The organism is Serratia sp. HMSC15F11, from assembly GCF_001808215.1.
GTDB lineage: Bacteria > Pseudomonadota > Gammaproteobacteria > Enterobacterales > Enterobacteriaceae > Serratia > Serratia nevei.
Window position 1 is genome coordinate 874 of the sequence record NZ_KV792493.1, and the last position, 20667, is coordinate 21540.

Consider the following 20667-nt stretch of genomic DNA (forward strand, 5'->3'; position numbering starts at 1 on the left):
GCTGAGCGTGGTTTTGCAGCGCGAGCATACCGCTTTGCTGCCATGGGACAACGGCGGCAACACTGCCAACATGTCACATTGCTGGCAAAGTGTCTTATTTTGTGACGAAGAATCGATTGGTTGTAGGGCTGGCCGACTGACTGATGGCAACATTTTTTTCTCTGAATTAGAGGAGCAACGTACTGGTTACTTGACTCACTAAAAATTGCCCAATAATGAGCATGATAGCCTCATTAAACTTATTTCGCGCATAGGCACGCCGTATTAAGTGTGCGAACTTGCTCTGCTATATCATCTAAAATTTTGAATCGCCGACGATACTCCGCTCGCTTTTTGCTAGGGATATGTTCCAATGATTTCCTTTCAAACGTCAAAGGTAGTTGCCAGCGCCACGAATTCTGTTTTATCCCACCTATCAGCGACCAGAAATCATCATAACTTGCATGCAAATGCTGACCTTTGCTCAGCCGATAGCGCAGTGAGCGAAAGACATGCCCATTATCGCTAACGCCATAAATAGCATGCACTGAGGTGAACTCAGCGAGGCGGCTAATAAATTCCATCAAAACACGTTTTGGGAAAATGCCTGACAGAGCACGGGTAGCTTCTTTGATAGCCTCGCGGGGTACGTGCTGACCAGGACCTTGTAGACCACCAATGATGAAATGCCATTCACCTTCTTCAGACACGGCCGAAAAGGTCATGCTGGCAAGTAGCTCTTTATTGTCGCCACGTAACCATAACGTTGACTCACCTTCTCGTTCAGCTTTATGCGCACAGGATACTGAAATAGTAAAATGGGTCTCTTCTCTGCCGATGAGTTCGACCAAAACTGTTTCTTCTCGTTTTATCAATGCGTTGGACAGTATTCTGCTATTAAGAGATGACACATACTGGTAATGGCTAACAATTGCTGATGCGCGTTGTTTTGCATTGAGGTTACGCGTCAAATATTGTCGATGCGGCTTACAAGGAAATGTGTGTTGATTATACAACACCCATTTTAACTCACTTTTTTGAGTTAAAATGGATAGTACTTTTTTAGTCGCTGAATAGTATAAAATAAGTCGAAGTAAGAACTTTGCACGAAAGCTCTTCTTTCTCCATACAGGAGCAGGAACGAACCTTCCCGAGAGCAATTCATAGATGATGTTTTTTTTCAAGATACTTACCCTACAAGTGCTATTTTTACTTTTACAGTTGAATTTATAAAAATAAATATTTCTTCAATACTAACTGATAATTGTTAATTTATTATCCACCAATTATCAATGTTTGATAAAGAAGGCTGAAGAGCGCTAAAGACATGCCGTTACCGTGGTCTTTTCTTCATTAAATGTTGACATTTAGCTTCGTATAGATGCTATCCAGATAGTCAAGTAATGTGGTCAGTTCCCTCAGCTATCAGCTTCCTCGCCGCATCGCGTTTTTCCCTTGCTTCTGATAACGAGACTTCATGATAGACTCCCAGAGCGAGCGCTTTCTCTTTGCCCAGAAACCGATAGCGAAGCCGCCAGCAGCTCCCCCTCAAATTTCTAAGCAGGAGGCTGTCGCTTATATTATTAAAATCTCACTCATTAAATCCACAAGGAAATCATTCCCGTTGCAATGATTAGTTTGAAATCATTATTTTGGTTAGCCTTACTTAATACCAGATTAATTGTCGATATAAAGCGAACAATGAAAGGTGGGTCACATGATTTCGAAACAAGGCTTGGCCATGCTCGCACACCTGTATTAATTTAATGGTTTAATGAGTAAAACTCTGCCAACATAAGAAATAGGGAATTACCTTCCTCTTTCCACGCTTGCAGTTCAGAAAATAAGATATCTCGTGGGGTAATTATGCGGATAAAACACATAGAAATCGCTAACTTTCGCAAATTGAAAGCAGTTCATATAGATTTTTCAGAGAAAACAACTATTTTCGTCGGAGCCAACAACAGCGGGAAAACATCCGCTATGATTGCACTTCGTCGATTTCTGGTTGAACGCTCTGGTTTCTCCATCAATGACCTCACCCTATCTTATTGGCCACAAATTGATGCAGCAGCTATGCAATGGGAAGCAGCCCCTGATGACCAAGAGCCGATTCAGTGGGATCGCTTCTCACCATTCCTGGATGTATGGCTCGACGTTCCTCCAAATGAACTTCATCACGTACAAAAGATTTTGCCCACGCTGGATTGGGATGGGGAAAGCATAGGTGTGCGCCTCCGTTTTGAACCCAAGGACCCTGACGCACTGCAACACGAATATCTCACGGCAAAACGCGCAGCCGCCGAAGTTATGGCCCAAGCTAAAGAGTACGGTGAACAAGTAAGCTCCACAACCGCATTTGCACTTTGGCCGCGTTCGATGATGGAGTTTTTAGCCCAAAGAATGCGCTCTACTTTCGAGATCCGTGCTTATTTGCTTGATCCTTCAAAACTGAAAATGCCGGAAGAAGGTAGAGCCTCCCCTCAAACACTCCCAGAAAGCAGTGACCCTATCGATGGCGGGGATCCGTTTAATGGTCTTATTCGTATCGACGAGATTAGCGCACAGCGTGGATTTGGGCACAGCGATCAAACAGGGTATACGCGGGGTAACGAATCACGTGAGGATATGGCTGAACCCAGAATGGGGAAAAAACTTTCCAGCCAGCTGCGCAACTACTATAGCCAACACTTGGATCCTTTCGATACGCCGGAACCCAAAGACCTTCAGGCGTTGATGGCATTGCATGAAGCACAAACGGCTTTCGGCACGCGTTTAGCAGATTGCTTCTCAGATGCCTTGACCGAACTGGAAAATATTGGCTATCCCGGCGTTACCGACCCCAAGCTGACAATAACCACCAACATCAGGCCTATCGATGGGCTTAATCATCCGTCCGCCGTGCAATACGAAGTGCCAACCCATGTTACCGGTTCTTTTGGCGCACATCGCCTTCCCGAAGATTCGAACGGACTTGGTTACCAAAATCTCGTCTCCATCGTCTTCGCACTCATGGCATTTCGTGATAACTGGATGAAAGTCGGAAAGGCTGGAAAATCAAAGGTGGCGGAAGAAACTCTCATTCCACCGCTTCATCTAGTTTTGATTGAAGAACCTGAAGCGCATTTACATGCACAAGTTCAGCAAGTTTTTATTAAGCAAGCCTACGGTGTTCTGCGAAAACATGACAAGCTAAAGGATTCTTCACGCCTTCAAACTCAACTGATCATCAGTACCCACTCCAGCCACCTTACCCATGAAGCTGAGTTTTCGTCTTTGCGTTACTTTCGGCGGCTACCAGCACTCGCACAAAGCGGTGCTGTACCCTTGACTTCCGTTATCAATCTTTCGGAAGTCTTCGATGGCAAAGACAAAACCGAACGTTTCGTGAAACGATATTTGAAAGCTACCCACTGCGATCTCTTCTTCGCCGATGGAGCGATACTCGTGGAAGGTCCGGCTGAGCGTATTCTCGTTCCCCATTTTGTTCGTGAGCGTGAAGCCTATGCTTACTTAAAGCGTAGCTATATCACATGGCTTGAAATAGGCGGGAGCCATGCACACCGATTGAAGAATTTGATTGAACATCTGGGTCTCAATACCCTGATCATCACAGACATTGACGCCAAAGACGGCACCACCAATGCTGCGGTTGTCCCGAAACGAGGCATGGGCCAACGAGCCCGCAATGAGACAGTGAAAACGTGGCTACCTAAGGAAGAATCTTTCGATGCACTCCTCGACATGGAAAGTGAGCGCAAAGTGCTTGCCGAACCAGGCGGCTATGCCATCCGGGTGGCGTATCAAACACCTATTTTCATGCCATTCAAGTCTGAAGAAGCGCTTGAAGCAGTAGCCAACACTTTCGAAGATGCCCTCGTGTATGAAAATCCGGGGCTATTCGCCAACCTGGACGGTTATGGGCTCATCGCAAAGTTTCGTGAAGCGCTAAAGGAGTCCGCCGATCTCAGCGAATTGGCAAGAAAGATATTTGAGGCACTGAAAAATGGGACAAAGGCCGAATTTGCTCTCGATGTCCTTTTTAGTGAGGAAATCGAGCGGCTGAAGGTCCCACAGTACATTGACGAGGGGTTAGTCTGGCTAGCAGAACAGCTGAAACGTAAAGAATATGATGTTCTTGGAAAAACGGAGGTGGGAGAGTGAGCAGGCTGGAAACTATAATTCCCGACGATGAGATAGACATGCCGGCTGATGCGGAAATCAGAAAATGTCTTGACCTCGACACCCCAAAAAGTTTCTTCCTTTTTGCCGGCGCCGGTTCAGGAAAGACAAGATCGCTGGTATCCGCTCTCCAGTATGTGCGCGACACATTCGGGGATGAACTTCGGCTGAAAGGACAACGAGTCGCTGTCATCACTTATACCAATGCGGCGAGCGAAGAAATTCAACGCCGCCTGGATTTTGATCCGACTATAGACGTTTCGACTATACATAGCTTCGCCTGGTCGCTGATAGAAGGGCTTAACCGTGATATCCGTGAATGGCTTCGCGCGAAAATAACCACCGATATCACAAAGCTTGAAGCAGAAGAAGCAAAAGGGAGAAAAGGTACGGAGGCATCAAGAACCCGCTTAAAAAAAATCGCCTCGAGAACCAAACGCCTTCAAAACCTCGATAACGTCAAACGTTTTGTTTACAGCCCAACCGGAGAAAATCTCGGCCGCGATTCGCTGAATCATGCGGAGGTGATTCATCTCACCGCCTATTTTTTAACAACAAAACCGACCATGCAGAACATCTTGATCGGCCGTAATCCCATTCTGCTTATCGATGAGAGTCAGGATACCAATAAATTTCTGATAGAAGCCTTATTTGCCGTTCAGGCTCAACATAAAGAGACATTCGTTCTCGGTCTGATTGGCGACATGATGCAGCGTATTTATAGCGATGGTAAAGACGGACTAGATAAAAATCTGCCTGCCGACTGGGCAACCCCCGGAAAACAGATGAATCACCGTTGCCCAAAACGCATCGTAAAATTAATTAACACCGTACGTAGCGCAGTGGACAAACAGATACAACGGCCACGAACCAACAGCCTTGAAGGCAGTGTGAGGCTTTTCGTGCTTCCTAATCATACCGTTGATAAACCTGCTGCCGAGCGAAAAATTGCGATGTATATGGCCGAGGTTGCCGATGATGAACAATGGCGGAATTTGGCGCTCTGCAAATGCCTCACATTGGAACATCACATGGCCGCCAGTCGGTTAGGCTTTTTAGAGCTGTTTGCCCCTTTGTATAGCGTGAAAAGTTGGCGAACCAATCTTATTGATGGCTCTTTACCCTGCGTTCGATTCTTTACTGATGAGATGCTGCCATTAATTCAGGCAAAGTTTGCCGAAGACCGTTTTTCCATAGCCAGAATTCTAAAAAAACGATCGTCGCTAGTCAGCCCAGATGCCTTGCAATACGCAGCAGATCAACGCTCGCAACTGAAGTTAGCATCGGCAGCAATGGAACGCCTTATGGCATTGTTCGCACAGGGTTCTGATCCTTCGCTTGGCGATGTCCTTCGCTTCGTAGCGGATAGCGCGCTCTTGCCTATTCCTGAATCTCTGCAGCTCTGTATAGCAAGCGATAATACGCTACCTAGCGTAACACCGTATGTCGATGAAAGTGATGCCGACCACCAGAGTGAGCGTACAATGGCGATAGGCGAGTTTTTACTTGCCCCTTTCTCTCAGGTCGAAAAATTTGCATCCTACGTATCTGGAAAAGCGCCTTTCGATACTCACCAAGGTGTGAAAGGACTCGAATTCGAACGTGTGATGGTCATTATGGACGATGAAGAAGCCCGGGGTTTTATGTTCAAATATGAGAACCTTTTCGGGGCAAAAAGCGTTACCGATCCCTCGGTTGAAGCAGTTCGCCGACTGTTCTATGTTACCTGCAGCAGGGCGCAGCAAAGCCTGGCCCTCGTAGCCTATGCAGCGTCACCGGAACAAGTTCGCCGATTCGTGATGGACCAAGGCTGGTTTAATGCTGATGAAATTGTCATCGGAATACCTGAGTAATCGTGGGCGGGGATGCCGGACCATCGTCATGGCCCTGCATCTCCTTGAGTCATCCTGTTTTCCCAAAAGATTCGGATAACACTATCCTATTCATTAACCCATCCACATAATCCCCATACCACTGCAACATCTCCCTGCGCTGCTCCAGGTACTGTGCATGGTTGTAAGTGCCACGAATGGTGTTCTTATCCACATGAGCAAGCTGTAATTCGATCCATGCCGTGTTATAGCCCTGTTCATGCAGGATAGTACTCATCGTGTGCCGGAAACCGTGCCCTGTAGCCTTGCCATGATACCCAATCCTTTTTAGTACCTGATTAATACTCGCTTCACTCATCGGTTTCGTAATGTCGTTACGGCCAGGGAACACCAGGTTGTAACGGCCCGTCACCGCCTGAATTTCACGAAGTGATGCCAAAACTTGATCGGATAGAGGGACCAGATGCGGGCGGCGCATCTTCATTCTTTCAACCGGGACTTCCCAAGTACGTTTATCGAAATCAAACTCTTTCCATTCAGCCTGGCGGAGCTCGACGGTGCGAACGCCAGTCAACATCAGAATTCGAGTAGCCAGTCGGGTGATCGGGCTACCTGTATACGCAGCAAGGGCTTGTAAGAAATCAGGAAGTTCATCAGCTAGCAAATGGGGGTAATGGGTAGATTTAGGTGCAGTCAGCGCACTCGCCAATTCTGAGGCAGGGTTCGTTTCGGCTCTGCCGGTAACAATGGCATAGCGGAACACCTGATTGCAGGCTTGGCGGATTTTACGCAGCTTATCGAGCACACCTCGCTTTTCGAGTTTGCGTAGTGTGCTGAGCACTTCAAGAGGCTTGATCTCAGCAATGGGACGCTTACCAATATCAGGGAAGATATCGTTCTCGAAGGCCTCCATCAGATCGTCAGCATAGCCTTTCGACCAGTTAGATCGTTTGTACCCATGCCATTCTACTGCAATAGCTTTAAAGGTATTTTCGGCATTGGCTTTTTTAGCCAACTTCTCAGCTTTCTTCTCTTCTCCAGGATCACCGCCTAAGGCGATGATCTTCCGAGCCTCCTCACGCTTCAGGCGAGCATCAGCCAGAGAGATGTCAGGGTAAACACCGATAGAGAGCTTTTTCTCTTTCCCCAAAAAACGATACTTCAAGCGCCAGTACTTCGCACCATTAGGCTTTACCAGCAGATACAGGCCGCCCCCGTCAGTGAGCTTGTATTCTTTTTCTTTGGGTTTTGCAGTATCAATCTGTCGTGCATTTAGTGGCATAAAGGGGCCCCTAATTTCCATTGAACGAGATGAGCCCCCTCAAAGGCCCCCAGATACCGCTTGATTTGGGTATAACTGAGTTGACCTCGGTAGAGCTCGAGACAGAAAAATTCAGTAATTTCAGGGAGTATAAAGGATAAAAAGCGAATTAAGTAGAGGTGTGTTGACTTCAAAATGGCACGCCCTATAGGATTCGAACCTATGACCTACGGCTTAGAAGGCCGTTGCTCTATCCAACTGAGCTAAGGGCGCATTGAGATGCGGCAACCTGCGGCTGCGGGTTGGGATTATACGGTCAGAGGTTAGCGAGTCAATGCCTTTTCATGACGTTACGGCGGCGGCCGTGCTTTATGGCGTTTTTTCCGCCAGCGCCCGCGCGGCGAGGGTTCCCGTCAACCGGGCGCTGCCATGCTGAACCAGGCCGACGCCTACGTAAATCGGCGCGCGCTCAGACCACTGCCGCCCGTCGCCCCGCCACCGGCAAAGGCGAGCGGACTGCACGACTGCGGCGATGTCGCCCCAATCGGCGTGCTCAACCACCCGCGCGTTGCAGGTCGCCGCCACCCTTTCCCCCAGTGTGGCGTCGGGGCGAGCGCTGTTTAAAGAAGCCTGGCTCCCCGATGCCCAAACCAGCAACAGCGTGCAGCCTGCCCAGGCGCAGCCCTTCATACGCATAACTTCCGCCACAGCGCATTCAGGCGTGCCCGCCACGACGGCGCCGCCTCATGCTTGCCGAGCTGATGCAGCGCGGTGAGTTGCGCACTGTCCGCCGGATGCAGCGAAGAATCGAACACCGTTTCCCCCACGTGTTTAGGCTCTGCCGGTTGCTCGTCAGGCTGATGATGCAACGGGTAAAGCCGGGTTATCGCTCTCATGATCCTGCCCTCTTTCGCCCTGTGAACGGCCCCAGCGTATCCAAATACAGGTAAAAATGACGTAGAGGATCCTGAGGCCGGCATAAAAAAAGCGTAAATCGGCGTCGGCAACGGCCGCGAGGGTGATTCTGCGCCTGACAGCGCGCTCAGCTTCTGCCAGAATAGCGGCATCCCCGCTTTTCTTAATTGATGGATTTCCACACTGATGTCAGCAAAGATTATTGATGGTAAAACGATTGCGCAGCAGGTTAGAAACGAAGTGGCTGAGCAAGTGAAACAACGTCTGGCGGCCGGCAAACGCGCCCCAGGGCTGGCGGTTGTGCTGGTCGGCGAGAACCCGGCTTCGCAAATTTACGTCGCCAGCAAGCGCCGCGCCTGCGATGAAGTCGGCTTCCTTTCCCGCTCCTACGACCTGCCCGCTGCCACCAGTGAAGCCGAGCTGCTGGCGTTGATCGACCAGCTGAACGCCGATGAGGAAATCGACGGCATTCTGGTCCAGCTGCCGCTGCCGGCCGGCATCGATAACGTCAAGGTGCTGGAACGCATTCACCCGGACAAAGACGTCGACGGCTTCCACCCGTACAACGTCGGCCGCCTGTGCCAACGCGCGCCTAAGCTGCGCCCGTGCACGCCGCGCGGCATCGTCACCCTGCTGGAGCGTTATAACATCGATACCTACGGCCTGAACGCCGTGGTGGTCGGCGCCTCCAACATCGTCGGCCGCCCGATGAGCATGGAGCTGCTGCTGGCCGGCTGCACCACCACCGTCACCCACCGCTTCACCAAGAATCTGCGTCACCACGTCGAGAACGCCGATCTGCTGGTGGTGGCGGTCGGTAAGCCGGGCTTCATTCCGGGCGACTGGATCAAACCGGGCGCCATCGTGGTGGATGTCGGCATCAACCGTCTGGAAAGCGGTAAAGTGGTGGGCGACGTCGATTTCGACGCCGCCAGCGAGCGCGCCGCCTACATCACCCCGGTGCCGGGTGGCGTCGGCCCGATGACCGTTGCTACACTGATCCAAAATACCTTGCAGGCCTGCGAGGAATATCACGACGTTCAACCTAAATAAGTAAGGCAGTATGGAAATTTTCAATCTGGACAATCATCCCCACGTCGAACTGTGCGATCTGCTGAAGTTCCAGGGCTGGTGTGAAAGCGGCGGCGCCGCCAAAGAAGTCATCGCCGAAGGGCGGGTGAAAGTCGACGGCAAAGTCGAAACCCGCAAGCGCTGCAAGATCGTCGCCGATCAGGTGGTGGAATTCAACGGCGGCAAGGTCATGGTTAAACCCTAACCCGCAGCCATAGAAAAAGGCGCTGAATTCAGCGCCTTTTTTGTTTTTCCCTGCGGCCGGATTACTTGCGGCGCCAGGTGGTGCCCTGCGGGCCGTCTTCCAGCACGATGTTGATCTCGTTCAACCGATCGCGAGCGGCATCCGCCAGCGCCCAGTCCTTCGCGGCACGCGCTTCGTTACGCTGTTTGATCAGCGCTTCGATCTCCGCCACTTCGCCGTCGTCAACCTGAGCGCCCCCTTGCAGGAACTGCTCCGGCTCCTGCTGCAGCAGGCCGAGCACGTTCGCCAGCTTACGCAGTTCCGCCGCCATGCCGTTGGCCGCCGCCATGTCTTCACCCTTGAGGCGGTTAACCTCGCGCGCCAGATCGAACAGCGCCGAGTAGGCTTCCGGGGTGTTGAAGTCGTCGTCCATCGCTTCGCGGAAGCGGGCTTCGAACGCTTCGCCGCCGGCCGGCGCGGCGTCGGCATCGGTGCCGCGCAGCGCGGTATAGAGGCGCTCCAGCGCGGTGCGCGCCTGCTTGAGGTTCTCTTCGCTGTAGTTCAGCTGGCTGCGATAGTGGCCGGACATCAGGAAGTAACGCACCGTCTCCGCATCGTAATGGCCGAGCACGTCGCGAATGGTGAAGAAGTTATCCAGCGATTTGGACATCTTCTCTTTGTCGATCATCACCATGCCGGAGTGCATCCAGTAATTGACGTACGGGCCGTCGTGGGCGCAGCTCGACTGTGCGATCTCGTTCTCGTGGTGCGGGAACATCAGATCGGAACCGCCGCCGTGGATGTCGAAGTGGGTGCCCAGCTGTTTGCAGTTCATGGCGGAGCATTCGATGTGCCAGCCCGGACGGCCCGGCCCCCACGGCGACTGCCAGCTCGGCTCGCCCGGCTTGGACATCTTCCACAGCACGAAGTCCATCGGGTTGCGTTTCACGTCGTCGATCTCTACGCGCGCGCCGGCCTGCAGCTGATCCAAATCCTGGCGCGACAGCAGCCCGTATTGCGGATCGCTGTCGATGGAGAACATCACGTCGCCGTTGCTGGCCACATAGGCGTGATCGCGATCGATCAGGCGCTGGGTGATCTCGATGATCTCGGCGATGTGCTGGGTCGCGCGCGGCTCTTGATCCGGGCGGTCGATCAGCAGCGCGTCGAAGTCGGCGTGCATTTCCGCCAGCATGCGTTCGGTCAGCTGGTCGCAGGTTTCATGATTTTCCGCCGCGCGGCGGATGATTTTGTCGTCCACGTCGGTGACGTTGCGCACGTAGTTCAGCGAATAGCCGAGGTAGCGCAGGTAACGCGCCACCACGTCGAAAGCGACAAAGGTACGACCGTGGCCGATGTGACACAGGTCATAGATGGTTACCCCGCACACGTACATGCCCACTTTCCCGGCATGAATGGGTTTGAATTCCTCTTTTTGACGACTCAGGGTATTAAAAATCTTTAGCATCGGGAGATTCCGTGGTGTGCGTGATAACAAAAAAGATAACCGGGCTTCAGGTTTTCCGCCCGGTAGCGTATTGAAACCTGAAGCCTGATCTATTGCAAGGTTAAGGCCATGCTTTGCTGACTTCACGCGAATAAAATGCGCGAAATTCGACGGCTGGCGTAATTGTTATAATATAACATAAATGCAATTACCACAGACAGTGCGCGGTTGAGCCGCTGCTGACTCGCTGGGGCGGATATGTTATAAGGGCGGTCTGAATGTTCACTCGCTTTACGTGACGTCTCACTTCACCTTGTTAGGATTAAAACTATGGTTACTTTCCACACCAATCACGGCGATATCGTTATCAAGACCTTTGCTGACAAAGCACCGGTTACCGTTGAAAACTTCCTGAACTACTGCCGCGCCGGTTTCTACGACAACACCATCTTCCACCGTGTGATCAACGGCTTCATGATCCAGGGCGGCGGTTTCGAGCCGGGCATGAACCAGAAAGCGACCAACGCGACCATCAAGAACGAAGCCAACAACGGTCTGAAAAACACCATCGGCACCCTGGCAATGGCGCGCACCAACGATCCGCACTCCGCCACCGCACAGTTCTTCATCAACGTGGCTGACAACGACTTCCTGAACTTCCGCGGCGAAAACGTGCAGGGCTGGGGCTACTGCGTGTTCGCTGAAGTGGTTGAAGGCATGGACGTGGTCAACAAGATCAAAGGCGTGAAAACCGGCCGCAGCGGCATGCACCAGGACGTACCGGTAGAAGACGTCGTGATCAACAGCGTAACCGTCAGCGAGTAATCGCAGCTGCATGAGTACGCTGTTCATCGCAGATCTGCACTTGTGCGCACAGGAACCGGCAATCACTGCCGGTTTTCTGCGTTTTTTACAGCGCGAAGCGGTTCACGCCGACGCGCTGTACATCCTCGGCGACCTGTTTGAAGCCTGGATCGGCGACGACGATCCCGAGCCGCTGCACGCGGAGATCGCCGCGGCGCTGAAAGCGCTGCAACAGGCCGGCGTGCCCTGCTACTTCATCCACGGCAACCGCGATTTTCTGCTCGGCAAGCGCTTCGCCCGCGCCAGCGGCATGCAGCTGCTGCCGGAAGAGAAAGTGCTGGAGCTGTACGGCCGCAGGATCCTGATCCTGCACGGCGACACCCTGTGCACCGACGATCAGGCCTATCAGCAATTCCGCCGTAAAGTGCACAACCCGCTGATTCAAAAATTGTTCCTGGCGCTGCCGCTGCGCTGGCGACTGAAGATCGCCGCCAACATGCGCGCCCGCAGCCAGCAATCCAACCAGTACAAGTCGGAAGCCATCATGGACGTCAACCCGCAGGCAGTCGAACAGACGATGCTGCGCCACGACGTGCGCTGGATGATCCACGGCCATACCCATCGCCCGGCGGTGCACCGGCTGGCGTTGAGCAACGGCGAAGCCCATCGCGCGGTGCTGGGCGCCTGGCACGTCGAAGGATCGATGATCAAAGTCAGCGCCGACGCCGTCGAGCTGATCCAATTCCCATTCTGAGCCCCGGACTGGCGCGCGAGTGAAAATTCGCGCTTTTGGCGGTGAAAACCGGCGACGCAACCGTTTTCCTTGCCGTGCGCTCATGGTATGCTCTACGCCCTCATTCGGCCCTCAGCCGACGCCAGACAAATCACAGGAGCCTTACACCCATGGGAGCCAACGCCGCTTCAGCCGCCACTACCGGGGCGAAAATCGCAATTGTAATGGGATCGAAAAGTGACTGGGCCACCATGCAGTTCGCCGCCGAAGTCCTGACCCAGCTCGAAGTCCCCTTCCATGTCGAAGTCGTTTCCGCCCACCGTACGCCGGACAAGCTGTTCAGCTTCGCCGAGCAGGCTACCGCCAACGGCTTTGACGTGATCATCGCCGGCGCCGGCGGTGCGGCGCACCTGCCGGGCATGCTGGCGGCGAAAACCCTGGTGCCGGTGCTGGGTGTGCCGGTGCAAAGCGCCGCGCTGAGCGGCGTAGACAGCCTGTACTCCATCGTGCAGATGCCGCGCGGCATTCCGGTGGGCACGCTGGCGATCGGCAAAGCCGGCGCCGCCAACGCCGGGCTGCTGGCGATGCAAATCCTGGCGCTGCACGACGCCGCGCTGGCGCAGCGTTTGGCGGACTGGCGTCGGGCGCAGACCGAAGACGTCTTGAACCACCCCGATCCGCGGGAGGACGCATGAAGCCGGTTTGCGTACTGGGCAACGGCCAGCTGGGGCGCATGCTGCGCCAGGCCGGCGAACCGCTGGGCATCGCCGTTTATCCCGTCGGCATCGATGCCGAGCCCGAGGCGGTGCCGTATCAGAACAGCGTCATTACCGCCGAGATCGAACGCTGGCCGGAAACCGCGCTAACGCGCGAGCTGGCGACCCACAGCGCCTTCGTCAACCGCGACATCTTCCCGCGCCTGGCCGATCGCCTGACGCAAAAACAGCTGCTCGACCAGCTCGGCCTGGCGACCGCGCCGTGGCAGCTGCTGGCGGGCGCCGCCGCATGGCCGCAGGTATTCGCTTCGCTGGGCGAGCTGGCGATCGTCAAACGCCGGGTCGGCGGCTATGACGGCCGCGGCCAATGGCGCCTGCGCCCGGGCCAGGAAGCCGAACTGCCGGCCGATGCCTATGGCGAGTGCATCGTCGAGCAAGGCATCAATTTCTCCGGCGAAGTGTCGCTGGTGGGCGCGCGCGGCCACGACGGCCGTTCGGTATTCTACCCGCTGACCCACAACCTGCATGAAGACGGCATCCTGCGCACCAGCGTGGCGCTGCCGCAGCCCAACCCGGCGCTGCAGCAACAGGCCGAGCAGATGCTGGCGGCGATCCTGAACGAGCTGAACTACGTCGGCGTGATGGCGATGGAGTGCTTTATCGTCGGCGATCGGCTGCTGATCAACGAACTGGCGCCGCGCGTGCACAACAGCGGCCACTGGACGCAAAACGGCGCGTCCATCAGCCAGTTCGAACTGCATCTGCGCGCCATCCTTGGCCTGCCGTTGCCGCAGCCGGTGGTGAGCACGCCGTCGGTGATGGTCAACCTGATCGGCACCGCCGTCAACGAACAGTGGCTGTCGCTGCCGCTGGTACATCTGCACTGGTATGAGAAAGAGGTGCGCCCGGGCCGCAAGGTCGGCCACCTCAATCTGAACGACCCGAGCGCCGCCGATCTGCGCCAGGCGCTGCAGGCGCTGGCGCCGCTGCTGCCGGGCGAATACCAAAGCGGGCTGGCCTGGGCACAGCAGAAGCTGGCCTAAAGCGCCGCCGCCGAAAGTAAAAGGGGTTAGCCTTAGGCTAACCCCTTTTTCATCCCGCTAAGTCAACATCACCCCTCATAACTGCGGAACAGCGCCCGGCCGCGCAGCAGGCGCACGCCCAGCCAGCCGCCGCACAGCGACAGCAGCAGCGCGCTGGCCAGCGGCAGCGCCCACCACAGCACCGGCGTCGGCGTCCACGGGAAGTCGAATACCCGGCTCTGCAGCAGCCACAGCGCCGCCTCGGCGCCCACCGCCGCCGCGATGCCCGCCACCAGCCCCAGCAGGGCGAACTCGCACCACAGCGTGCGGCGCAGCAGCCGTTTGCCGGCCCCCAGCGTGCGGTACACCACCAGCTCCTGGCGGCGCTGACGCATGCCGACCTGCACCTGCGCCAGCAGCAGTAAGCCGCCGCACAGCACCACCAGCACCACCATCACCTCCAGCGCGCGGCTGACCTGCTGCAGCACGCCGCCGACCTGTTTCAGGATCGCGCCGATGTCCAGCAGGCTGAGCGTCGGAAACTGGCGATTGAGCTGGGTCAGCATCCGGCCGTCGCCGTCGTAGCGGAAGCTGGTAAGCCAGGTCTGCGGCTGGCCGTCCAGCGCGCCCGGCGGGAAGATAAAGTAAAAGTTCGGCTTCAGGCTTTCCCAATCCACCTGGCGCAGGCTGGTGACCTTGGCGCTGAACGCCTGGGTATCGCCGCTGAAGGTCAGCGTGTCGCCCAGCGTGATCTTCAGCCGCCCGGCAATGCCTTCATCCATCGAGACTTCGCCGCTTTTCGGCGGCCAGCTGCCCGCCACCAGCGGATTATGATCCGGCAGATCGGCCAGCCAGGTCAGGTTCAGCTCGCGGTTCACCGCCTCGCCGCCCGGATCGTCTTCATGCACCCGCTCGGTCGCCAGCTGCTGGTTTATCTCGGTCAGGCGCACCCGGACGATCGGATAATAGGTTTCCGGCTTGATCTGATGCTGCTGCAGGAAGGTTTTCACCTGCGGCACCTGCGCCTCGGTCATGTTGAGCAGGAAATAGTTCGGGCTGTCCGGCGGCAGCTGTTGCTGCCAGCGTTCGAGCAGATCGCCGCGCAGCACCAACAGCAGCGCCAACAGCATGAACGACAGCGAAAATGCCGCCAGCTGGCTGATGGTCACCCACGGCTGATGCAGCAGGCGGTTAACCGCCAGCCGCAGTGCCAGGCTCTTGAGCGTGATGCGGCGCAGCAACAACAGGCTGCCCCAGCCGATGCCGCCCAGCAGCAGCGCCAGCACCGCCATACCGGCCAGGATCGCCCACAGCAGCGTGCTGGCCCCCATCAGCGTCACCAGCAGCGCCACCACGACCGCCGCCGTCACCGGCAGGAAGTAGCGCAGCGGCCAGACGCTGGCCGCCGCATCGCGGCGCAGCACCCGCAGCGGTTGGGTAGCCAGCAGCTGACGGTACGGCCGCAGCCCGACCAGCAGTGAAATCAGCACCAGCGCGCCGAGCGCCCACAGCCACGGCCAGGCGCCGGCGGCGGGCAATGCGGCCGGTAACACCGGTTTCAGCAGGCGAATCAACAGCGCTTCAAACGCCAGCCCGATCGCCCCTCCGCACACCGCCGCCAGCGCCATCACCGCCAGCCACTGGCCGACGATCAGCTTACGCAGCGCGCCGCGCCCGGCGCCGAGGGTTTTCAGCACCGCGATCAGATCGTAGCGGCTGCGACAATAGTGGCTCATCGCCACCGCCACGGCGGCGATCGACAACAGCAGCGTCAGCAGGGCCGACAACAGCAGGAACTGTTGGGATCGCTGCAGCGACTTGCCGAGCGCGCTGCCGGACTCCTGCAGCCCGAACCAGCGCTGATCCGGCGTCAACTGCGGCGTCAGCCGTTCTTCGTAACGTTGAATATCCGGCTCGGCGCCGGCGAACATGTAGCGGTAGGTCAGGCGACTGCCCGGCTGCACCGCGCCGGTCTTATCGACGTCCGCCAGGTTGATCATGATGCGCGGCGCGGTCTGGAACGGGTTGAAGCCGGCGTCCGGCTCCTGAATGATTTCGCCGGCGATGCGCAGCGTGGTGTCGCCCACCTCGAGCGAATCACCCACTTTCACGTTCAGCAGCGCCAGCAGACGCGGTGCCACCAGCACGCTGCCCGGTTCGGGTTTGATGTTGGCCGGGCGCGTTTCCAGCTTGCCGTACAGCGGATAAGCCAGATCGGTAGCTTTCACGTCTGCCAGCTGCGGCCGATCGCCGGCATAGGTCATGGTGGTGAACGACAGCTGACGGCTCAGTTTCAGCCCCTGCTGCTGCGCGTCCAGCAGCCAGCCTTCCGGCACCGGATGCGCACTGCGCAGCACCCGATCGCCGGCGATAAAGTCGCGGCTTTGCTGGCTGAGCCCTTTGTCCATGCGATCGCTGATGCTGCCCAGCGCCAGCACACAGGCCACGGAGAGCGTCAGCGCCAGCCAAACGATCAGCAGCGACGGCGAGCGCCATTCGCGCCAGAACCAGCGCCAGATCATGCTTCCTCCCACAGCTTGCCTTCGCGCAGCCGCAGCCGCCGCTGGCAGCGCGCCGCCAGGGTTTCGTCATGGGTCACCAGGATCAGGGTGGTGTCAAAATCGCGGTTGAGGGAAAACAGCAGATCGGCGATGCGATCGCCGGTCTGGCGATCGAGGTTGCCGGTCGGTTCATCGGCGAACAGCACCCGCGGCCGGCCGCTGAAGGCGCGCGCCAGCGCCACACGCTGCTGCTCGCCGCCGGACAGCTGCGCCGGCAGGTGATCGAGCCGTTTGTCCAATCCCAGCTGTTCCAGCAGCTGCACCGCCTGCTCGCGGCTCTGCCTGTCGCTCTCGCCGCGCAGCAGCGCCGGCAGCTGCACGTTTTCCAGCGCGTTCAGCGTCGGCACCAGCATGAACGACTGAAACACGAAGCCGACGTTCCTGGCGCGCAGCGCGGCGCGGCCTTCTTCGTCCAACGCGGTCAGCGACTCGCCGAGCAGGCGCACCTCGCCCTCGCTGCCGTCATCCAGCCCGGCCAAAATGCCCAGCAGGGTCGATTTCCCCGATCCGGATTCGCCGATCAGGGCGATCGTCTGCGCGGGTTTGACAAGCAGCTCGACTCCGGTAAGGATGGTGAGCTGATGCTCACCCTGACCAACGTGTTTACTAAGATGATGAACTTCAAGAACGTTTTCCGCTGGCATCTTCCCTTCCTTTTGCTGTTGGGATTATTCAGTTTACGCGCTGTCGCCGCCGATACCTTGTTGATTTTGGGCGACAGTTTAAGCGCCGGTTACCGCCTGCCGATCGAGCGGGCCTGGCCGACGCTGTTGGCCGAACAGTGGCAGAAAAACCCGGGCGCGCCGCAGCTGGTCAACGCCAGCATCAGCGGCGACACCGCCGCACAGGGGCTGGCGCGTCTGCCCGCGCTGCTGAAACAGCATCAGCCGCGCTGGGTGCTGATCGAGCTGGGCGCCAACGACGGCCTGCGCGGCTTCCCGGCGCAGGACGTACAGCGCGATCTCGGCCAGATCATCACACAGGTGCAGCAGGCCGGCGCACAGCCGCTGCTGATGCAGATCCGCATCCCGCCGAACTACGGCCGCCGCTATACCGAGGCGTTCAGCGCCGTCTACCCGGCGCTGGCCAAGCAGTTCAACATTCCGCTGCTGCCGTTCTATATGGAACAGGTGGTGGTGAAGCCGGAATGGATGCAGGATGACGGATTGCACCCCAATGGGGACGCCCAGCCGTTTATCGCCTCCTGGATGGCGGAGCGCCTGGAACCGCTAGTAAAACATGAGTCTCACTAAATTAGGGTCGTACACTAGGTAAAGTTATGCAAAAAGCAGTATTGATAACCGGCTGCTCCAGCGGGATTGGACTGATTGCGGCGCAGGATCTGCGCAACCGCGGCTACCGGGTGCTGGCCGCCTGTCGCAAGCCGCAGGACGTGGAAAACATGCGCCAGCTCGGGCTGGAAGGCATCGAGCTGGATCTGGACAACAGCGCCAGCGTCGAGCGCGCCGCCGCCGAGGTGATCGCGCTGACCGGCGGCCGCCTGTACGGCCTGTTCAACAACGGCGGCTTCGGCGTTTACGGCCCGCTCAGCCGCATTTCGCGCAGCCAGCTGGAACGGCAGTTCGCCACCAACCTGTTCGGCACCCACCAGCTGACCCAGCTGCTGTTGCCCGCGATGTTGCCGCACGGCGAAGGGCGCATTATCCAGACCAGTTCGGTGATGGGGCTGGTCTCCAGCGCCGGGCGCGGCGCCTACGCCGCCAGCAAGTTCGCGCTGGAGGCCTGGTCGGACGCGCTGCGCATGGAGCTGCACGGCAGCGGCATTCAGGTCAGCCTGATCGAACCGGGGCCGATTTCCACCCACTTTAGTCAGAACGTCAACCAGGCGCAGAGCGACAAGCCGGTGCACAACCCCGGCATCGCCAAGCGCCTGACGCTGCCGCCGGAGGCCATTCTGCCCAAACTGCGCCACGCGCTGGAAAGCCCGCGCGCCAAACTGCGCTACCCGGTGACCCTGCTGGCGCACGCCATGAGCGTGCTGCGCCGCATTCTGCCGGGCCGCTGTCTGGATTGGCTGCTGCGCGGCAACGCTTAATTCGCCCGCCGGGGTTGAAGAATGGCGGCGCGCCCCCATCTACACCCCATGGCTCCGCACGATCAGAGAGAAAAAAGATGCTAGCTCAAGCTGTTGTTGATATTAACGAAACTAACCTGCACCAGACGCTGGAACAATCGATGTCCATTCCGGTGCTGTTCTACTTCTGGTCAGAGCGCAGCCAACACTGCCTGCAGCTCACGCCGGTGCTGGACAAGCTGGCAGCGGAATACGCCGGTCAGTTCATTCTGGCCAAGGTGGACTGCGACGCCGAACAAATGATCGCCTCCCAGTTCGGGCTGCGTTCGATTCCGACGGTCTACCTGTTCAAAGACGGCCAGCCGGTCGACGGCTTCCAGGGCCCGCAGCCCGAAGAAGCGATCCGCGACTTGCTGCAGCGTTTCCTGCCGAAGGAAGAAGACCTGAAACTGGCACAGGCGCAGGAACTGCTGGCCGCCGGCAACGCCGCCGAAGCGCTGCCGCTGCTGAAAGACGCCTGGCAGAGTAGCCAACAGCGCAGCGACATCGGCCTGACCCTGGCCGAAACCCAGATCGCGCTCAGCCGCAGCGAAGACGCCGAAGCGGTGCTGGCAACCATCCCGCTGCAGGATCGCGATACCCGCTATCAGGGGCTGGTGGCGCAGATTGAACTGTTGAAGCAGGCGGCGGACACGCCGGAAATCCAACAGCTGCAACAGCAGGTACAGCAGCAGCCGGACAACGTCGAGCTGGCAGTGCAGCTGGCGCTGCAGCTGCATCAGGTCGGGCGTAACGAAGAAGCGCTGGAACTGCTGATGGGGCATCTGAAGAAAGATCTGGCCGCCGCCAACGGCAACGCGCGCAAGACCCTGATGGACATTCTGGCCGCGCTCGGCACCGGCGACGCGCTGGCCGCTAAATATCGCCGCCAGCTGTACTCCCTGCTGTACTGATATACCCTTCGTCTTTCCAGCCGCATCGTTGTTGGCTGCACGTTTGAACCCCAGTCACTTAGTTATCTAAGCGCCTGGGGTTTCTCACGTTTGCCGCCTAGACGCAACTGCAAATCCATTGGGTATATGTGTTGTCCCAAAGTAAATATTGAAGGGTATCCCCTAAATAGTTCGAGTTGCATCAAGGCGGCAAGTTTGTAAGTCCCCGGGAACTTACTCAAGTAAGCGACCGGGGCGCGCAAACGCAGCCAACACAGATGCAGCTTGAAATATGACGGGGATATCAGCGATAGACCCGCACCCCGCCCTCCACGCCCGCCGGGCTGAACAACACCTGCCACAGCTGAATGTTGCGCGAACGGAACGCGCCGGCGCAGGCGTTCAGGTAATAAGTGAACATGCGTTCGAAGCGCTCGGAATAGCCGCCGGCCAATTGCGGCCACGCCCGTTTGAAGTTCTCCAGCCAGGCCATCAGCGTGCGATCGTAATCGGCGCCAAAGTTGTGCCAATCCTCCATCACGAAACGCCCTTCGCTGGCCTCGGCGATATGCCGCACCGAAGGCAGGCAGCCGTTGGGGAAGATGTATTTGTCTATCCAGGCGTCGACGTTGAGATCGGTCTGATTGGAACCGATGGTGTGCAGCAGGAACAAGCCGTCGGGCTTCAGGTTGCGCGCCGCGACGCTGAAATAGGTCTCGTAGTTTTTCGGCCCGACGTGCTCGAACATGCCGACCGACACGATGCGATCGAACTGGCGATCCAGATCGCGGTAGTCCTGCAGCAAGATCTCGACGTCCAGCCCCGCGCAGCGTGCCTGCGCCAGCTTCTGCTGCTCGGCGGAAATGGTCACGCCGTGCACCGAGACGCCGTAGTTTTGCGCCGCAAACTGCGCCAACCCGCCCCAGCCGCAGCCGATATCCAGCAGCGTCATGCCCGGCTTCAGCTGCAGTTTTTCGCAGATCATCCGCAGCT

20 protein-coding genes, 1 tRNA gene and 1 pseudogene are annotated in these 20667 nt (G+C 57.2%); 12 read left to right on the plus strand and 10 right to left on the minus strand.

Annotated elements, in window-relative coordinates; translation table 11 throughout:
* Positions 1 to 202 (plus strand): hypothetical protein (locus HMPREF3138_RS27220; RefSeq protein WP_246828737.1); only part of this gene is annotated, 202 nt, incomplete at its 5' end.
* 37 nt (positions 203 to 239) lie between these two features.
* Here HMPREF3138_RS27220 and HMPREF3138_RS25740 read toward each other — a convergent pair.
* Together HMPREF3138_RS25740 and HMPREF3138_RS25745 are read right to left on the minus strand one after the other, a co-directional pair.
* Positions 240 to 1163: a VirK/YbjX family protein gene (locus HMPREF3138_RS25740; RefSeq protein ID WP_004856920.1), complete on the minus strand. Its 924-nt coding sequence runs from the start codon at positions 1161 to 1163 to the stop codon at positions 240 to 242.
* A 224-nt stretch (positions 1164 to 1387) separates the two neighbouring features.
* A pseudogene (locus HMPREF3138_RS25745) lies at positions 1388 to 1558 on the minus strand (Arm DNA-binding domain-containing protein); the annotation flags it as partial.
* A gap of 287 nt (positions 1559 to 1845) precedes the next feature.
* On the opposite strand from HMPREF3138_RS25745, the gene HMPREF3138_RS18140 reads away from it, so the two are divergent.
* Both HMPREF3138_RS18140 and HMPREF3138_RS18145 read left to right on the plus strand, forming a co-directional pair.
* Positions 1846 to 4143, plus strand: a complete 2298-nt coding sequence (locus tag HMPREF3138_RS18140; protein WP_032729476.1) for an AAA family ATPase — start codon at positions 1846 to 1848, stop codon at positions 4141 to 4143.
* A complete protein-coding gene (locus HMPREF3138_RS18145) occupies positions 4140 to 6014 on the plus strand; it encodes a UvrD-helicase domain-containing protein (RefSeq protein ID WP_197971206.1) in 1875 nt (624 codons plus the stop codon). The genes HMPREF3138_RS18140 and HMPREF3138_RS18145 overlap by 4 nt, the downstream gene beginning before the upstream one ends.
* A 49-nt stretch (positions 6015 to 6063) precedes the next feature.
* Here the strand turns inward: HMPREF3138_RS18145 and HMPREF3138_RS18150 are convergent, their stop codons facing one another.
* The 4 genes from HMPREF3138_RS18150 to HMPREF3138_RS18165 all read right to left on the minus strand — a co-directional run bounded on the left by HMPREF3138_RS18150 (position 6064) and on the right by HMPREF3138_RS18165 (position 8150).
* Complete coding sequence (locus HMPREF3138_RS18150) at positions 6064 to 7275, minus strand: tyrosine-type recombinase/integrase (protein ID WP_032730959.1); 1212 nt, start codon at positions 7273 to 7275, stop codon at positions 6064 to 6066.
* Between the two features lie 175 nt (positions 7276 to 7450).
* A tRNA-Arg gene (locus HMPREF3138_RS18155) sits at positions 7451 to 7527 on the minus strand.
* Positions 7528 to 7623: 96 nt separating this feature from the next.
* Positions 7624 to 7962 carry a hypothetical protein gene (locus tag HMPREF3138_RS18160; RefSeq protein WP_139108032.1) on the minus strand — a complete coding sequence of 113 codons (339 nt, stop codon included), beginning with the start codon at positions 7960 to 7962 and terminating at the stop codon, positions 7624 to 7626.
* Complete coding sequence (locus HMPREF3138_RS18165) at positions 7941 to 8150, minus strand: hypothetical protein (protein WP_038875103.1); 210 nt, start codon at positions 8148 to 8150, stop codon at positions 7941 to 7943. The genes HMPREF3138_RS18160 and HMPREF3138_RS18165 overlap by 22 nt, the downstream gene beginning before the upstream one ends.
* A 205-nt stretch (positions 8151 to 8355) precedes the next feature.
* On the opposite strand from HMPREF3138_RS18165, the gene folD reads away from it, so the two are divergent.
* Positions 8356 to 9222, plus strand: a complete 867-nt coding sequence (folD, locus tag HMPREF3138_RS18170; protein WP_004940177.1) for a bifunctional methylenetetrahydrofolate dehydrogenase/methenyltetrahydrofolate cyclohydrolase FolD — start codon at positions 8356 to 8358, stop codon at positions 9220 to 9222.
* A 10-nt stretch (positions 9223 to 9232) separates the two neighbouring features.
* Entirely contained in the window at positions 9233 to 9445 is a 213-nt protein-coding gene (ybcJ, locus tag HMPREF3138_RS18175) for a ribosome-associated protein YbcJ (protein ID WP_004940179.1), read from the plus strand.
* Positions 9446 to 9506: 61 nt separating this feature from the next.
* Here ybcJ and cysS read toward each other — a convergent pair whose 3' ends face one another.
* Positions 9507 to 10892 carry a cysteine--tRNA ligase gene (gene cysS, locus HMPREF3138_RS18180; RefSeq protein WP_070559211.1) on the minus strand — a complete coding sequence of 462 codons (1386 nt, stop codon included), beginning with the start codon at positions 10890 to 10892 and terminating at the stop codon, positions 9507 to 9509.
* A 309-nt stretch (positions 10893 to 11201) separates the two neighbouring features.
* Here cysS and ppiB point away from each other — a divergent pair, with 309 nt between their 5' ends.
* From ppiB to purK, 4 genes are all read left to right on the plus strand, one after another.
* The gene (gene ppiB / locus HMPREF3138_RS18185; protein ID WP_004940183.1) at positions 11202 to 11696 is read left to right on the plus strand and encodes a peptidylprolyl isomerase B; all 495 of its coding nucleotides are present in this window, start codon (positions 11202 to 11204) and stop codon (positions 11694 to 11696) included.
* A 10-nt stretch (positions 11697 to 11706) separates the two neighbouring features.
* Positions 11707 to 12429 (plus strand): UDP-2,3-diacylglucosamine diphosphatase, encoded by a 723-nt coding sequence (locus HMPREF3138_RS18190; RefSeq protein ID WP_038875098.1) that lies wholly within the window; start codon positions 11707 to 11709, stop codon positions 12427 to 12429.
* 149 nt (positions 12430 to 12578) lie between these two features.
* Positions 12579 to 13103 (plus strand): 5-(carboxyamino)imidazole ribonucleotide mutase, encoded by a 525-nt coding sequence (gene purE / locus HMPREF3138_RS18195; protein ID WP_038875095.1) that lies wholly within the window; start codon positions 12579 to 12581, stop codon positions 13101 to 13103.
* Positions 13100 to 14167 (plus strand): 5-(carboxyamino)imidazole ribonucleotide synthase, encoded by a 1068-nt coding sequence (purK, locus tag HMPREF3138_RS18200; protein ID WP_038875092.1) that lies wholly within the window; start codon positions 13100 to 13102, stop codon positions 14165 to 14167. Before purE ends, purK begins: the two co-directional genes overlap by 4 nt.
* 68 nt (positions 14168 to 14235) lie before the next feature.
* On the opposite strand, the gene ybbP is transcribed toward purK, so the two are convergent.
* Positions 14236 to 16668: a putative ABC transporter permease subunit YbbP gene (gene ybbP / locus HMPREF3138_RS18205; protein WP_038875090.1), complete on the minus strand. Its 2433-nt coding sequence runs from the start codon at positions 16666 to 16668 to the stop codon at positions 14236 to 14238.
* The gene (ybbA, locus tag HMPREF3138_RS18210) at positions 16665 to 17351 is read right to left on the minus strand and encodes a putative ABC transporter ATP-binding protein YbbA (protein WP_038875088.1); all 687 of its coding nucleotides are present in this window, start codon (positions 17349 to 17351) and stop codon (positions 16665 to 16667) included. Before ybbA ends, ybbP begins: the two co-directional genes overlap by 4 nt.
* On the opposite strand from ybbA, the gene tesA reads away from it, so the two are divergent.
* The 3 genes from tesA (at position 17322) to HMPREF3138_RS18225 (ending at position 19695) form a co-directional block, all read left to right on the plus strand.
* Positions 17322 to 17960: a multifunctional acyl-CoA thioesterase I/protease I/lysophospholipase L1 gene (gene tesA, locus HMPREF3138_RS18215; RefSeq protein ID WP_168166349.1), complete on the plus strand. Its 639-nt coding sequence runs from the start codon at positions 17322 to 17324 to the stop codon at positions 17958 to 17960. The genes ybbA and tesA overlap by 30 nt on opposite strands.
* A 26-nt stretch (positions 17961 to 17986) precedes the next feature.
* Positions 17987 to 18763 carry an SDR family oxidoreductase gene (locus tag HMPREF3138_RS18220; RefSeq protein WP_038875084.1) on the plus strand — a complete coding sequence of 259 codons (777 nt, stop codon included), beginning with the start codon at positions 17987 to 17989 and terminating at the stop codon, positions 18761 to 18763.
* 77 nt (positions 18764 to 18840) lie between these two features.
* The gene (locus HMPREF3138_RS18225) at positions 18841 to 19695 is read left to right on the plus strand and encodes a co-chaperone YbbN (protein ID WP_025160052.1); all 855 of its coding nucleotides are present in this window, start codon (positions 18841 to 18843) and stop codon (positions 19693 to 19695) included.
* A gap of 283 nt (positions 19696 to 19978) precedes the next feature.
* Here HMPREF3138_RS18225 and cfa read toward each other — a convergent pair.
* The coding region (gene cfa / locus HMPREF3138_RS27225) for a cyclopropane fatty acyl phospholipid synthase (RefSeq protein ID WP_246828738.1) at positions 19979 to 20667 on the minus strand (689 nt) is incomplete at its 5' end.

Bases quoted from the DNA above. Each gene is read 5' to 3' on its own strand.
- ybcJ (WP_004940179.1), top strand. From the start codon at position 9,233: ATGGAAATTTTCAATCTGGACAATCATCCCCACGTCGAACTGTGCGAT.
- HMPREF3138_RS18220 (WP_038875084.1), top strand. From the start codon at position 17,987: ATGCAAAAAGCAGTATTGATAACCGGCTGCTCCAGCGGGATTGGACTG.
- purK (WP_038875092.1), top strand. From the start codon at position 13,100: ATGAAGCCGGTTTGCGTACTGGGCAACGGCCAGCTGGGGCGCATGCTG.
- HMPREF3138_RS18165 (WP_038875103.1), bottom strand. From the start codon at position 8,150: ATGAGAGCGATAACCCGGCTTTACCCGTTGCATCATCAGCCTGACGAG.
- ppiB (WP_004940183.1), top strand. From the start codon at position 11,202: ATGGTTACTTTCCACACCAATCACGGCGATATCGTTATCAAGACCTTT.
- folD (WP_004940177.1), top strand. From the start codon at position 8,356: ATGTCAGCAAAGATTATTGATGGTAAAACGATTGCGCAGCAGGTTAGA.
- cysS (WP_070559211.1), bottom strand. From the start codon at position 10,892: ATGCTAAAGATTTTTAATACCCTGAGTCGTCAAAAAGAGGAATTCAAA.
- HMPREF3138_RS18190 (WP_038875098.1), top strand. From the start codon at position 11,707: ATGAGTACGCTGTTCATCGCAGATCTGCACTTGTGCGCACAGGAACCG.
- tesA (WP_168166349.1), top strand. From the start codon at position 17,322: ATGAACTTCAAGAACGTTTTCCGCTGGCATCTTCCCTTCCTTTTGCTG.
- HMPREF3138_RS18140 (WP_032729476.1), top strand. From the start codon at position 1,846: ATGCGGATAAAACACATAGAAATCGCTAACTTTCGCAAATTGAAAGCA.
- ybbA (WP_038875088.1), bottom strand. From the start codon at position 17,351: ATGCCAGCGGAAAACGTTCTTGAAGTTCATCATCTTAGTAAACACGTT.
- ybbP (WP_038875090.1), bottom strand. From the start codon at position 16,668: ATGATCTGGCGCTGGTTCTGGCGCGAATGGCGCTCGCCGTCGCTGCTG.
- HMPREF3138_RS18150 (WP_032730959.1), bottom strand. From the start codon at position 7,275: ATGCCACTAAATGCACGACAGATTGATACTGCAAAACCCAAAGAAAAA.
- HMPREF3138_RS18225 (WP_025160052.1), top strand. From the start codon at position 18,841: ATGCTAGCTCAAGCTGTTGTTGATATTAACGAAACTAACCTGCACCAG.
- purE (WP_038875095.1), top strand. From the start codon at position 12,579: ATGGGAGCCAACGCCGCTTCAGCCGCCACTACCGGGGCGAAAATCGCA.